Source organism: Tenacibaculum sp. M341 (assembly GCF_004337695.1).
In the GTDB taxonomy this organism is placed as follows: domain Bacteria; phylum Bacteroidota; class Bacteroidia; order Flavobacteriales; family Flavobacteriaceae; genus Polaribacter.
The window spans coordinates 59,137-72,217 of sequence record NZ_SJXJ01000023.1 but is presented as its reverse complement, the minus strand read 5'-3'; the positions used below and the strand labels follow the sequence as shown (position 1 = coordinate 72,217).

Sequence of the window (13,081 nt, the reverse complement as noted above, 5' to 3'; positions counted from 1 at the left end):
TACAAAACAAATTGAAAATAAAATCATATCGAAAAAAAACATCATCTAAAGCTATAGCTTTAGATGATGTTTAATATATTTAATCAATAAATAACTGTAACGGTTATTTAGGACTAGTCAAACTGTTAAATAAAGGCTTATTACTTACCTCTCTTCTAGTTTCTATTATTCAAAGTAATGCTATATACTCACTTTACACTGTAAACTTTACTGAAATGAATTAATCAACTCACTTAAAAAGTGATTAACGTTAGCATTTTTAGTAAGTCCCATACGAACCACTACCATCTCTTGATCTGGAAGTATAAATACATTTTGACCTTGATATCCATTAAAAGAATACATGTTTCTTGGAACATCTGGATACCTACCTCCTGCATTTAACCAAATTTGCGCTCCATACCAACCATCTGATGTTGGCGTTGGTGTAGTTGCATATTTTACCCAGTCTGCATCAAAAAGTGACTGACCATTCCATTGTCCGTTATGAAGATACAACAAACCAAACTTAGCCCAATCTCTTGCGGTAGCCCAAGCATATGAAGATCCGATATAGTTTCCTTTTAAATCAGTTTCTACTAACATCGAATTCATCCCTATCTTATCTATCAAATCAGAATACCAAAAATCTAAATACTCTTGATGTGTTTGAAACTGCTTTCTAAGAATTCCTGATAAAACATTTGTAGTACCAGAAGAATAATTCCACGTTTCATTTGGTTTTCCAACCAAAGGTTTATTCACCTGTACTTGTGTCATGTCTTCCTCTAAAAACAGCATTTTTGTTACATCAGAAATAGAGTTATAATCTTCTACCCATTCTAACCCACTATTCATTTGTAGTAAATTGTGAATAGTTATGTTTTTACGCTCGTCATTTTCCCACTCTTTGAAAGGCGCTTTTTCATATACATTTATTTTTCCCTGACATTGTAATATTCCAAACATAGTACTTGTAATACTTTTAGTCATAGACCAACCAAGTAATAAAGACTCTTTATTAAAACCTTCATCGTACTTTTCAGCAATAATTTTATCTTTATAAATTACAACAACCGCCCTTGTTTTATTAGTATCGTTAAACATTCCACTTACAGCAGTATTCAATCTATCGTAATTTATATTTGTAAATACCGAATCTTTTGCTGGTCCATTCCCATAAGGATAAGGGGTACTAAAATCTGCTTTTGACCTTTTTGGTTTTAATAACGCAGCAGGTTTTAATTCTGTATCTTTTTTTACTAATACTGTACCTACTCCATCTCTGTAAACTGACTTTCTTGTTAATAATCCAAATACAGATGAATAAGCCGCTTTTTCTTTTTCATCAACACTATTAGACGCTAAGTTTATTGGTGTAAAATTGGTATCTGTTGCATCGGTAAACTCTAAGCTTCTTTTAGCTACAAAAACAGATGAACCTGTGCTTTTTGCTGAATAACCAGCTACGATATTTAGCTTGGGATAATTGTAAAAAACAGCTCCCAATACTATTGTTAAGAAGAGTAACAACACTCTTTTAAAAATTTTCATATATGAATTTATTCCCGATTTGAAACAAAAGTAAGAATTTAAATGATTGATTGTTGGTTTAAAATCATAGCCTTATTTTTGTAGTAAATTTAATTTTCATGTTAGATATCAATAAAATCCGTGAAGATTTCCCAATTTTAAAAAGGGAAGTACACGGAAAGCCTTTAATATACTTCGATAACGGAGCCACCTCACAAACACCTCAAATAGTAATTGATGCTATTGTAGATTATTATACTAACTATAATGCAAATATTCATAGAGGAGTACACACGTTAAGTCAAGAAGCTACCGATAAATACGAAGAAGCTAGAATAAAAATTCAAAAGCACTTTAACGCTAAACATGCGTATGAAATTATTTTAACTGCTGGTACTACAGAAAGTATTAATGTTATTTCTGCTGGATTTACTTCTCTTTTAAAAGAAGGAGATGAAGTAATTGTATCTGCGTTAGAACATCACTCTAACATTGTGCCTTGGCAAATGATGTGCGAAAAAACAGGGGCAGTTTTACGTGTAATTCCTATGGAAGAGGACGGATCATTGCGCATGGATTTATTTGATGAACTATTAAATAATAAAACAAAATTAGTTTTCTGTAATCATGTGTCAAATGCTTTAGGAACGATCAATCCTATTGAAACAATTATTCACAGAGCCCATAAGTTTGGTGCTTATGTTGTAATTGATGGTGCACAGGCTTGCCCACACATAAAACCAAATGTGCAAGAATTAGATGTAGATTTTTATGTTACTTCTGCTCATAAAATGTGTGGTCCAACAGGTGTAGGTATGTTATATGGTAAAAAAGAATTATTAGAAATGCTACCTCCTTATCAAGGTGGTGGTGAAATGATTGAAACTGTTACATTCGAAAAAACAACCTATGCTGGTTTACCTCATAAATTTGAGGCTGGAACCCCAAATATTTGTGGCGGAATTGCTTTTGGTGTTGCCATAGATTACATGAACAGTATTGGTTTTGATACTATTCAAGCTAGAGAAAACGAGTTATTAACTTATGCTACAGAAAAATTATTACAAATTGATGGACTTAAAATATATGGTACCAGTCATAAAACTTCTGTAATATCTTTTAATATTGAAGGAATACATCCTTACGATATTGGGTCAATTTTAGATAAACTAGGAATTGCAGTTAGAACTGGGCATCACTGTGCACAACCTATTATGGATTTTTATAAAATACCTGGTACAGTTCGTGCTTCTTTATCTTTTTACAATACAAAAGAAGAAATTGACGTTTTAGTTACAGCAGTTACTAAAGCTAAAATGATGCTTAGCTAAATTAATTTACAATGAAAATACTTTTCAAAATTACCTTTATTGTTTATCTTATTTTAAATTCTTGCGCTGCACAAAAGCAAGAAACTAATAGTTTACATATTAGTAAACTTACTTATAAAGCCATGACAAGAGGTAATTTTGAAAATATTTCTATAACAGGAAATAACATTTCCCACACTACCCCATCACTTAGCAATAAGCAAACCTTAAGCGATCAAAAGCTTAAAGAAATTAACGACTTAGTATCTAAACTAAACTTAGAAACACTTTCTAAAATTAAAGCGCAAACTAACAAAAGGCTTTATGATGGTGCTATGAATACATCTATTTCAATTAAAGTAGATAATAAAACATATACTTCAAGTAATTTTGATCATGATGCACCTCCTAAAGAACTACAACCGCTAATTCACTTATTAAGAAGTTGTTTAAAGTAAGGCTTTCTTAAATTATTAATAAAAAATGTATCTTTGATGCATGGAAAAGAGTTTAGGCTACCAAACTACAGTAGATTTTTACGATTGTGATGACACTATTATAGATTCTGTTACTACCATAGAAAACATCTTGGTAAAAGCAGCAGAAATCATGAATCTGTCAATAGTAAACACTACCATTCATGAATTTTCACCAATTGGTATTAGTGGTGTTATTGTTATTAAAGAAAGTCATATTGCTATACACACATGGCCAGAGCATAAATATGTTGCACTCGACTTTTTTACTTGTAATAAATCATTTGATTTAGATGAAGGTATAACATGGATTCAAAATCAATTCAAATCTAAAAGAATAGAAAAAAACTCTAGTCAAAGAGGATTTTTAGACACTATACAACAATGATAAAACAGAAAATAGCTTTGTTATTTGATAATGAAAAAGATGATTCTAAAAGTGAAAAACTTATAGAGCATTTTATTTCTTGGCTAATTATTATAAATATGATTGCCATTGTTTTGGAGTCTTATGATGAAATCAACAAACATTACAGTCATTTTTTTTATTTCTTAGAACTATTTTCAATTATTGTTTTTTCTCTAGAATACCTTGTAAGAATTTGGGTTGCAGATATTATTTATCCTGAACTTAGTAAAATAAAAGCACGACTCAAATACGTCACTTCTTTTATGGGAATTATAGATTTGGCAGCAATTTTACCTTTCTTCTTACCATATTTTATAAAAATAGATTTACGAATTTTAAGGACATTACGTTTATTTAGACTACTCCGTTTATTAAAACTGAAAAGATATTTTAAATCACTAAGTGTAATTAAAAATGTAATGATTAAAACTAAAAATGAAATTATTGTTACCATTTTTTTAGTTTTTGTATTACTTATTTTAGCTTCTACACTTATGTACGACATTGAAAAAAATGCGCAACCAGATGCATTTCAAAACATCGGACAAGCTATGTGGTGGGCAGTAGCTACTTTAACTACTGTTGGATATGGAGATATTTATCCTGTTACCGGAATAGGAAAAATTTTAAGTGCTTTTATAGCTTTATTAGGAGTTGGTATTGTAGCATTACCAACAGGTATTATTAGCTCTGCTTACATTGAAGAAATTAGAAATTTAAAAAATAAAAAAGAACAACAAAGTTGTTGTCCACATTGTGGAAAAGAAATACACGAATAATTATGTTTGGAAGCAATTCAAATACACACGATTTAGACAAGTTAAAAGTAGGATTCACTTTTGATTTATATGGTAATAGATGGGAAATTATGGAAATTGGTCAATATGATTGGCGAATGGACAATTCAAGTATTGAATACACTATAAATTCTAATGGAAAAGAAGCTTATTTAGAAGTTGAATTTTACAAAGGAAAATACGAGGTTACTTATACTGAGGCTATTTTTATAGAAGATCCTATTTTAGCAAGTGCCATTGAAACAAAACAAATATTATTTGATAATAAATTATTTGAATTAGATGAAACCTATAGTGGCGATTATAAAAACCTAACAACTCATAGCTCTAGAGAAAATTTAACATGTTATCTTTTTTACACTGATGATGATGAATTATTAACCATTGAAAAATGGGGAGATGGTAGTTTTGAAACTTTCATTGGAGAAGAGTTAAAACCTAAAAAAATAAAAAACATAAAATCATAAATCATGAAAAAGCTATTTTATTTTATAGTTACTTCTATCATTATATATAGTTGTAGCAATAGCATTAAGCCTTCTAAAAGTGTTTCTATAGAACCTTCTGAAGAAATTTTGCATAAATATGCCAATACCGATTTTTCTATTGTTTTAGATGATATGAAAATTGATGAAAAGCCAGATTTTATGGTGTACAAGCATAAATACAAAGTATTGACACTTGAAAATGATTCTTTAAGAGTGAAAGAAATTCCTTGGAAAACAGTAAACAAAAAGTTTTTTAAAGATCATGAAAATGATTTAGGAATGGAGATTGTTTCAAGACATAATGGAAAAGTTTCTAAAGTTGCACAACCTGTTGGTTTTGGTTGGGCAATAGGAAACGAAAAACATGGTGAATGGGAAAATGTTCAAAACGATTCTACAAAGGTAGCTAACCATAACTCAAGTTCTAGTTCAAACTCTAACCATAACAGAAGATGGCGAACTCACTCAACTAGTCCTTTCTTTTGGTACTGGATGCTCTCAAGGCGCAGCACTTACCGTTCTGACTATAACGGGTACAGAACTAATTATAATTCTGGCAGACCTTATTACGGAGATAAAACTTCTTCTGGAAGTTATACCTACGGTACTCGAAGTAATTATCAAAGTACAAACAGAAAATCTTTTTTTACCAGAAAAGCTCAAAACGCAAGTAAATGGAACAACCTTTACAATAGATCATCTAGAAGTTCTTCAAGATATTCTAATGGTTCTTCTACAAGATCTCGTTCTGGTGGATATGGTAAATAACTAATAAACGCTACTTAAATCACAATTCAACGTTGTCTTACAGTAAAAAACAAAAATCTTTTGCTTTAAAAGTAGCTTTATTTGCTACAGGTATAAGTGGTATTGTTGCCGAATATATCCTATCAACATTAGCATCTTATTTTATAGGAAATGCTATTTTACAATTTACCTTAATTGTATCTATCATGTTATTCGCAATGGGATTGGGTAGTAGATTTAGTAAACTTTTCACTAAAAAAGTCATTGTTTACTTTATAATTACAGAATTAACATTATCGGTACTTGTATCTTTTTCGGCTTTAATAGCGTACATTACTTATGGAGTTACTGATATTTCTTGGTTAATTATTTACGTACTTTCCATTTGTATTGGTTTATTAATTGGTTTAGAAATTCCTTTTGCTACTAGAATTAACGATCAATTTGAAGAACTACGTTTGAATATTTCTAACATTTTAGAAAAAGATTATTTCGGTAGTTTAATCGGTGGACTTTTTTTTGCTTTTGTTGGATTACCTTATTTAGGTCTTACCTACACTCCTTTCATTTTAGGTTTATTAAACTTAAGTGTATCGTATTATCTTTTTAAAGTTTTAGGAGAATATGTATCAAAAAATGCGAAAAGAAAACTACAGATTTCTTATGTATTAATTTTAATCTTAATTTTAACGGGTTTGTTTTTTGCTCAGCCAATTGTTCGTTATGGAGAACAAACAAAATACAAAGACAAAATTGTTTTCACCAAACAAACAAAATACCAGAAAATTGTAGTTACTAAATGGAAAGAATGGTATTCATTATATATTAATGGTAATCAACAGTTATCTTCTTTTGACGAGTTTTTATACCATGAACCAATGGTACACTTACCTATGAAACTGACTAATTCGCATGCAAACATTTTAATTTTAGGAGGAGGCGACGGTTGCTTAGCTAGAGAAGTATTTAAATACAACGATGTTAAAAAAGTTACTTTGGTCGATTTAGATCAAAACATGATTGATCTTGGCAAAAACTATGATGTTTTTAAAACATTAAATAATAATGCCATGAACAACAAAAAGCTTCATACGGTAACAGAGGATGCTTTTAACTTTTTAGAAGAAACAAAAGAAAAATATGATGTTATTTTTGTTGACTTACCAGATCCTAACAATGTAGATTTGAATAAACTTTACACCAAGGAGTTTTATAAATTATGTTATCTAAAACTAAAAGAAGATGGTGTATTCATTACTCAGGCTGGTAGTCCATATTATGCTACAAAAGCATTTTATTGCATTAACAAAACCTTATTAGCTGCGGGTTTTAATACAGTACCTATGCATAATCAAGTTTTAACCTTAGGAGAATGGGGATGGGTATTAGCTAAAAAAAATCCTGTAAAAACAGAAGACTTGAACCGTATTGAATTCAAAAACATGAATTTGAAATGGCTAACAAAAAAAGCTGTTCCACAATTAACAGCATTCGGAAAGCCTTTAATTGACACCACAAACATTAAAATAAATACTATTTTTTCTCCCAAATTATACACTTACTATCAAAATGGTAATTGGGATTTATATTAACAATATCTAGAATTTAAGATTATAGACCTTTTTACATTCGTTGTAAAACTTTCACTTATAAGTTTACCTTACTTTCTACCAAAATCAGCCGGAATTTCACCCCAAGCTTTTGTTTCCCATTTTAAAATTGGGTTTTGATACGTATTTTCTTTCAACCACTTTTCTGCACGTTTTATTAATTCTAAAAGTTGTTGATTGTCTTTATCAAACACCAAATTAGTTCTGCACTGTTTCTTTTTCACCCAAGACATCGCTATTTTTGAATCAGAATATATAGGATAATGATCTAAATTTTTCTGTTTTAACAACGCTAAACCATGAACTAAAGCCAAAAACTCTCCAATATTATTGGTTCCCTTTTTTATCGGACCTAAAATAAAAACTTGCTTTTTACTATCAGTTAACACACCTCTATATTCCAACACCCCAGGATTTCCTGCACAAGCTGCATCAACAGACAAACTTTGTAAAATAGGCGAACCATACTTTACTTTTTCAGCCTTAGATAAAACTTTTACCTTGGTGTTCTTTCCTTTATAATCGTCGTACTTACCTTTTATAGCTTTTTCAGCCTCAGCTTTATCTACAAAAGCCTTGTATTGTGCACCTTCAAAACCATTAATTTGCTCTTTACACTCTTTCCAAGAAGAAAAAACACCAGTTTTTTTTCCTTTCCATACTACATAAAACTTACTTTTCTTGCCCATTTTGCTCTAAAATCACCTTTTCAATTGTTTCAGGAAAGTATTGATATTCTAACTCATGCACTTTTTGAGCAATATCCTTTGGTGAATCTTGCTCCATAATAGCTGTTTTTGCCTGAAAAATTATCGCTCCTTCATCGTAATTTTCGTTCACAAAGTGAATTGTAATACCTGTTTCTTCTTCGTTATTTTCTCTTATTGCTCTGTGAACATGCATTCCATACATTCCTTTTCCTCCATATTTTGGTAATAAAGCAGGATGAATATTAATTATTTTACCTTGAAAAGCTTCAACAATTTTTGCAGGAATTCGCCATAAAAAACCAGCCAAAATAATATAGTCTGCTTCTTTTTTTAAGAAATCTAGTACTTTATCTGTCTCTGTAAAGTCATTCCTGTCAAAAACCAACGAGCTAACCCCCAACCTTTTACACCTACCCAAAACTTTGGCATGCTGCTTGTTAGTAAGCACATGAGTAACAGTGGCAGTAGTTTTAGTTTGAAAAAAACTAATAATATTTTCGGCATTACTACCAGAACCCGAAGCAAAAATCACGATACGTTTCATAATCTATTATATACTGTGTTGTTACTGCAAAAAAAGCAATAATTATTAACAACTGTGTGGTCTTCACAAAAAGATTTTTTATTTTAGACCCCACATTTTCGGACAAAAATTAGAATTAAAACCTAAGATTTGTATTTTTGCCCCGATTTTAAATTTAAAAAATTAGAAAATTATGTCAGACATTGCATCAAGAGTAAAAGCAATTATCGTTGATAAATTAGGAGTTGACGATAACGAAGTAACAAACGAAGCTAGCTTTACTAATGACTTAGGAGCAGATTCATTAGATACTGTTGAATTAATCATGGAGTTCGAAAAAGAATTTGATATCCAAATTCCAGATGATCAAGCGGAAAACATCGCAACAGTAGGTCAAGCAATTAGCTATATAGAAGAGGCAAAAAAGTAAGAAAATATGCAATTAAAACGAGTTGTAGTAACTGGACTTGGCGCATTAACGCCAATAGGAAATAATATTGAACAGTATTGGAATGGATTAGTTAACGGAGTTAGCGGAGCCGCCCCTATAACGTATTTTGATGCTGCCAAGTTCAAGACTCGTTTCGCATGCGAGCTTAAAGACTTTGATGTGAACGATCACATTCATAGAAGAGAAGCTCGAAGAATGGATAGGTTTACTCAGTACGCTATGGTTGCTTCTGATGAAGCAATTAAGGATTCTAAGTTAGATCTTGACAAAGTAAATAAGTTTAGAGTTGGAGTTATTTGGGGAGCTGGTATTGGTGGTTTAGAAACTTTTCAAAATGAAGTTTTAAATTACGCTAAAGGTGACGGTACTCCAAAATTCAACCCTTTCTTTATCCCTAAAATGATTGCAGATATCGCTCCAGGTAACATATCTATTAAAAATGGATTTATGGGACCTAACTATACAACAGTATCTGCCTGTGCTTCTTCTGCAAATGCGATTTTTGATGCATTAAATTCTATTAGATTAGGACATTGTGATGTTATTGTAACTGGTGGTAGTGAAGCTGCTGTTACAATTGCTGGTATGGGTGGTTTTAATGCCATGCATGCTTTATCTACAAGAAATGAAACTCCAGAAACTGCTTCTCGTCCATTTGATGGAGATAGAGATGGTTTTGTTTTAGGAGAAGGTGCTGGTGCCTTAATCTTAGAAGAATATGAACATGCTGTAGCAAGAGGTGCAAAAATTTACGCTGAAGTTATCGGAGGCGGACTATCTTCTGATGCACACCATATGACTGCACCTCACCCAGAGGGAATTGGTGTAATAGCAGTAATGAAAAACTGTTTAGAAAACGCAGGAATTAAACCAGAAGAAGTTGAACACATTAACACTCATGGTACTTCAACACCATTGGGTGATGTAGCTGAATTAAAGGCTATTTCTGAAGTTTTTGGAGATCACGCTAAAAACATCAATATAAATTCTACAAAATCAATGACTGGACACCTTTTAGGTGCTGCTGGTGCTATTGAAGCAATCGCTTCTATCCTTGCTTTAGAGCATGGAATTATACCACCTACTATTAATCATTCTGTTGTAGATGAAAATATTAATCCAGAGTTAAATTTAACACTAAACAAAGCAGAAAAAAGACCTATTAAGGTTGCTATGAGCAATACTTTTGGTTTTGGTGGGCATAATGCTTGCGTTGCTTTTAAGAAATTAGACTAATTTTTTTATATGAATTTTCTTCGTAGAATAGTTAAACCTAAAACTAAAGAGGACGAAGACTTTTACTATCAATTAAAAAATTTACTAAACTTTAAACCTATAACTTTACAACATTATAAGAGAGCTTTTATACATAGATCTCTTAAAATGACTGATAGTAACGGTAAACCTATTAATTACGAGAGACTTGAGTTTCTTGGTGATGCTATACTTGGTTCAGTAATAGCTTCATTCTTGTACAAAGAAGCGCCAAAAGGTAATGAAGGGTATCTTACTCAAATGAGATCCAAGGTTGTAAGTAGAGATAATCTTAATAAATTAGGTAAAGAGTTAGATTTGATCCGATTTGTTAAGAGTAATGTAAACCAAAAACAAGTCGGAAATAATATTCATGGTAATATTTTTGAAGCATTAGTTGGTGCTATTTATTTAGATAGAGGTTATAATTATTGTCATCAATTTATTTATGATCAAATAATTATTCCTTATGTAGATCTTCAAAAGTTAGAAAATAAAATTACTAGCTACAAAGGTTTTATTATTGAATGGTGTCAAAAAACCAAACGAAAATATAGCTTTGATAGTTATGAAGATACTGGTAAACAAACTCAAAAGCATTTTAGTGTTGTCGTAGTTATTGATGGTCAAAAAATAGCTAAAGGACGTGCTACTTCAAAAAAGAAAGCAGAAGAAATGGCTGCTAAAAGAGTTTACTATGCTTTCCAGAAGGAAATTAATAATTCTCACACTTAGATTAAGGTTTTTGTCGAAATCGTTTTCGTCAATTTCATACTATTTTTTCTAATACATTCAGTAAATTAGCATACATTAGAACCAAGATATAAATGCAAATTCACTCTCTATCTCTAGACGATTTTTCTGATAGTAATTACCAATTAATAGGCATACATTGCTCTTTAGAAGATTATCGTTTAGCTTATATTTTGAATTTACATTTACATCTCGATTTTAAACGATGTAAGTTTGATATAGATTTTAAGAATAAAAAACAGGATGCTTCTTTTTCTTTATACGAATATTTTAATGAAGCAACTGATAACTCATGGTACTTAATTTCTAATGTCTACAAAACAAAGATTAAAAACAATAATAACGCTAGTCTTTTCTCAGAAAATGAAACACGTATTCGCTTAATTTCTGAAAAGAAAAGAGTAGACTATTTTTTAAAAATTGAAGGGAGTTTTTGTGAGGAAAGTATGAAACAGTTAACTGAAAAAATGAATACTATTTCTCAAATAATAACTTCCTATACAATTGATACAAACCAACTAAAATCTAAAGAAGTATTAATTTTTTGACCTATGCCACATAACAAAAAAACCAAAATTGTAGCCACTTTAGGCCCAGCTACAAGTACGAAGGAAGTTATAATGAAAATGGGAGCTGCTGGAGTGAATGTTTTTAGAATCAACTTTTCACATGCTGATCATGACATTGTTAAAGAGCGTATACGCCAAATAAGAGAAATAAACGAAGAGCAAGGATACAATTTAGCTATTTTAGCCGATTTACAAGGTCCAAAGCTACGCGTTGGTGTTATGGAAGAAGGAACAGAAGTTAAAGCTGGAGACACCTTTATTTTTACAACTGAGAAGTGTACTGGTAATAATGAAAAAGCTTTTATGACCTATCAAAGGTTTCCAAAAGATGTAAAACCGGGTGAAAATATTCTTGTTGACGACGGAAAGTTACAATTTGAGGTTATTTCTACCGACAAAGAAAAGGAAGTTACTACAAAAGTTATTGTAGGTGGACCATTGAAATCTAAAAAAGGTGTTAATTTACCTAACACAGATATTTCATTACCTGCATTAACTGAAAAAGATAAAAAGGATGTAGTTTTTGCTTTAGAGCAAGAAGTAGATTGGGTGGCTTTATCTTTTGTTAGAAATCCAGAAGATTTAAGAATGTTACGCGATTTAATCAAACAAAAATCAAGATATCGTGTACCAGTTATAGCAAAAATTGAAAAACCTGAAGCTGTTGAAAACATAGATGCTTTAATTCCATATTGTGATGGTTTAATGGTAGCTAGGGGAGATTTAGGTGTTGAAGTGCCAATGCAAGATGTACCTCTTATTCAAAAAATGCTTGTACAGAGAGCTAAAAAAGCAAGAATTCCTGTTATTATAGCAACTCAAATGATGGAAACTATGATTGAAAATAGTGTTCCTACAAGAGCAGAAGTAAATGATGTGGCAAATTCTATTATGGATGGTGCTGATGCTGTAATGTTATCTGGAGAAACTTCAGTTGGTAAGCACCCTATAAGAGTAATTCAAAAAATGACTGAAATTATTGGAAGTGTTGAATTCTCACCATTAATTAAAGTACCTGTTGAACCACCACATGTAAGAACCAATCGTTTTATAACTAAATCTGTTTGTTATCATGCTGCTTTAATGGCTAATGATATGAAAGCTACAGCTATTTCTACATTAACTAATAGTGGTTATACTGCTTTCCAAATATCTGCATGGCGTCCAAAATCACATGTAATTGCTTTCTCTTCTGAAAGAAGAATTCTAGGTAAACTAAATTTACTTTGGGGTGTTAGAGCTTTCTATTATGACAGAGAATTGAATACAGATGATACTGTAAAAGACATCAACGAAATTATTAGAGAAAAGAACTTCGTTAAAAACGGAGATTATGTTATTAATTTAACTTCAATGCCAGTTGAAGCTAAAGGTATGGTTAATACTCTAAGAGTTTCACAAATCGAATAATATTACGTTTAATTAAGATAAAAAAGCACTATTCAGTTTTTGAATAGTGCTTTTTTATTTTA

15 protein-coding genes are annotated in these 13,081 nt (G+C 31.0%); 12 read left to right on the top strand and 3 right to left on the bottom strand.

What is annotated here, in order from left to right:
• Positions 1–207 precede the first annotated feature (207 nt).
• Positions 208–1,533 carry a serine hydrolase domain-containing protein gene (locus tag EYW44_RS19115; protein ID WP_132726492.1) on the bottom strand — a complete coding sequence of 442 codons (1,326 nt, stop codon included), beginning with the start codon at positions 1,531–1,533 and terminating at the stop codon, positions 208–210.
• A gap of 98 nt (positions 1,534–1,631) precedes the next feature.
• On the opposite strand from EYW44_RS19115, the gene EYW44_RS19110 reads away from it, so the two are divergent.
• From EYW44_RS19110 to EYW44_RS19080, 7 genes are read left to right on the top strand one after another with little or no spacing between them, the layout of a single operon-like run.
• Positions 1,632–2,843: an aminotransferase class V-fold PLP-dependent enzyme gene (locus EYW44_RS19110; RefSeq protein WP_132726489.1), complete on the top strand. Its 1,212-nt coding sequence runs from the start codon at positions 1,632–1,634 to the stop codon at positions 2,841–2,843.
• Positions 2,844–2,854: 11 nt separating this feature from the next.
• Positions 2,855–3,280: a hypothetical protein gene (locus EYW44_RS19105; RefSeq protein ID WP_132726487.1), complete on the top strand. Its 426-nt coding sequence runs from the start codon at positions 2,855–2,857 to the stop codon at positions 3,278–3,280.
• 40 nt (positions 3,281–3,320) lie between these two features.
• Positions 3,321–3,686, top strand: a complete 366-nt coding sequence (gene speD / locus EYW44_RS19100) for an adenosylmethionine decarboxylase (protein WP_132726485.1) — start codon at positions 3,321–3,323, stop codon at positions 3,684–3,686.
• Positions 3,683–4,486, top strand: coding sequence for an ion transporter (locus EYW44_RS19095; protein WP_132726482.1), 804 nt, complete (start codon positions 3,683–3,685; stop codon positions 4,484–4,486). The genes speD and EYW44_RS19095 overlap by 4 nt, the downstream gene beginning before the upstream one ends.
• A gap of 2 nt (positions 4,487–4,488) precedes the next feature.
• Entirely contained in the window at positions 4,489–4,971 is a 483-nt protein-coding gene (locus tag EYW44_RS19090) for a DUF4178 domain-containing protein (protein WP_132726480.1), read from the top strand.
• A 3-nt stretch (positions 4,972–4,974) separates the two neighbouring features.
• Positions 4,975–5,760 (top strand): hypothetical protein, encoded by a 786-nt coding sequence (locus tag EYW44_RS19085; RefSeq protein ID WP_132726477.1) that lies wholly within the window; start codon positions 4,975–4,977, stop codon positions 5,758–5,760.
• Positions 5,761–5,792: 32 nt separating this feature from the next.
• On the top strand, positions 5,793–7,331 hold the full coding sequence (locus EYW44_RS19080; RefSeq protein WP_132726474.1) for a polyamine aminopropyltransferase: 1,539 nt from the start codon (positions 5,793–5,795) through the stop codon (positions 7,329–7,331).
• A 68-nt stretch (positions 7,332–7,399) separates the two neighbouring features.
• Here EYW44_RS19080 and EYW44_RS19075 read toward each other — a convergent pair whose 3' ends face one another.
• Both EYW44_RS19075 and purN read right to left on the bottom strand, forming a co-directional pair.
• Positions 7,400–8,038, bottom strand: a complete 639-nt coding sequence (locus EYW44_RS19075; protein ID WP_132726472.1) for a ribonuclease H1 domain-containing protein — start codon at positions 8,036–8,038, stop codon at positions 7,400–7,402.
• Positions 8,022–8,603 (bottom strand): phosphoribosylglycinamide formyltransferase, encoded by a 582-nt coding sequence (purN, locus tag EYW44_RS19070; protein ID WP_132726469.1) that lies wholly within the window; start codon positions 8,601–8,603, stop codon positions 8,022–8,024. Before purN ends, EYW44_RS19075 begins: the two co-directional genes overlap by 17 nt.
• A gap of 172 nt (positions 8,604–8,775) precedes the next feature.
• On the opposite strand from purN, the gene EYW44_RS19065 reads away from it, so the two are divergent.
• The 5 genes from EYW44_RS19065 to pyk all read left to right on the top strand — a co-directional run bounded on the left by EYW44_RS19065 (position 8,776) and on the right by pyk (position 13,019).
• Positions 8,776–9,012 carry an acyl carrier protein gene (locus tag EYW44_RS19065; protein WP_075340350.1) on the top strand — a complete coding sequence of 79 codons (237 nt, stop codon included), beginning with the start codon at positions 8,776–8,778 and terminating at the stop codon, positions 9,010–9,012.
• A 6-nt stretch (positions 9,013–9,018) separates the two neighbouring features.
• Positions 9,019–10,269 (top strand): beta-ketoacyl-ACP synthase II, encoded by a 1,251-nt coding sequence (gene fabF, locus EYW44_RS19060; RefSeq protein WP_132726466.1) that lies wholly within the window; start codon positions 9,019–9,021, stop codon positions 10,267–10,269.
• Positions 10,270–10,278: 9 nt separating this feature from the next.
• Positions 10,279–11,022 (top strand): ribonuclease III, encoded by a 744-nt coding sequence (gene rnc, locus EYW44_RS19055; RefSeq protein ID WP_132726463.1) that lies wholly within the window; start codon positions 10,279–10,281, stop codon positions 11,020–11,022.
• Positions 11,023–11,114: 92 nt separating this feature from the next.
• Positions 11,115–11,588 (top strand): IPExxxVDY family protein, encoded by a 474-nt coding sequence (locus EYW44_RS19050; RefSeq protein WP_132726460.1) that lies wholly within the window; start codon positions 11,115–11,117, stop codon positions 11,586–11,588.
• A gap of 3 nt (positions 11,589–11,591) precedes the next feature.
• Positions 11,592–13,019, top strand: coding sequence for a pyruvate kinase (pyk, locus tag EYW44_RS19045; protein WP_132726457.1), 1,428 nt, complete (start codon positions 11,592–11,594; stop codon positions 13,017–13,019).
• The last annotated feature ends 62 nt before the right edge of the window (positions 13,020–13,081 follow it).

What these genes read in the sequence shown, in the direction of transcription:
- EYW44_RS19090 (WP_132726480.1), top strand. Translation starts at nt 4,489, where the DNA reads ATGTTTGGAAGCAATTCAAATACACACGATTTAGACAAGTTAAAAGTA.
- EYW44_RS19075 (WP_132726472.1), bottom strand. Translation starts at nt 8,038, where the DNA reads ATGGGCAAGAAAAGTAAGTTTTATGTAGTATGGAAAGGAAAAAAAACT.
- EYW44_RS19110 (WP_132726489.1), top strand. Translation starts at nt 1,632, where the DNA reads ATGTTAGATATCAATAAAATCCGTGAAGATTTCCCAATTTTAAAAAGG.
- purN (WP_132726469.1), bottom strand. Translation starts at nt 8,603, where the DNA reads ATGAAACGTATCGTGATTTTTGCTTCGGGTTCTGGTAGTAATGCCGAA.
- EYW44_RS19105 (WP_132726487.1), top strand. Translation starts at nt 2,855, where the DNA reads ATGAAAATACTTTTCAAAATTACCTTTATTGTTTATCTTATTTTAAAT.
- EYW44_RS19050 (WP_132726460.1), top strand. Translation starts at nt 11,115, where the DNA reads ATGCAAATTCACTCTCTATCTCTAGACGATTTTTCTGATAGTAATTAC.
- pyk (WP_132726457.1), top strand. Translation starts at nt 11,592, where the DNA reads ATGCCACATAACAAAAAAACCAAAATTGTAGCCACTTTAGGCCCAGCT.
- speD (WP_132726485.1), top strand. Translation starts at nt 3,321, where the DNA reads ATGGAAAAGAGTTTAGGCTACCAAACTACAGTAGATTTTTACGATTGT.
- EYW44_RS19065 (WP_075340350.1), top strand. Translation starts at nt 8,776, where the DNA reads ATGTCAGACATTGCATCAAGAGTAAAAGCAATTATCGTTGATAAATTA.
- EYW44_RS19095 (WP_132726482.1), top strand. Translation starts at nt 3,683, where the DNA reads ATGATAAAACAGAAAATAGCTTTGTTATTTGATAATGAAAAAGATGAT.
- fabF (WP_132726466.1), top strand. Translation starts at nt 9,019, where the DNA reads ATGCAATTAAAACGAGTTGTAGTAACTGGACTTGGCGCATTAACGCCA.
- EYW44_RS19085 (WP_132726477.1), top strand. Translation starts at nt 4,975, where the DNA reads ATGAAAAAGCTATTTTATTTTATAGTTACTTCTATCATTATATATAGT.
- rnc (WP_132726463.1), top strand. Translation starts at nt 10,279, where the DNA reads ATGAATTTTCTTCGTAGAATAGTTAAACCTAAAACTAAAGAGGACGAA.
- EYW44_RS19115 (WP_132726492.1), bottom strand. Translation starts at nt 1,533, where the DNA reads ATGAAAATTTTTAAAAGAGTGTTGTTACTCTTCTTAACAATAGTATTG.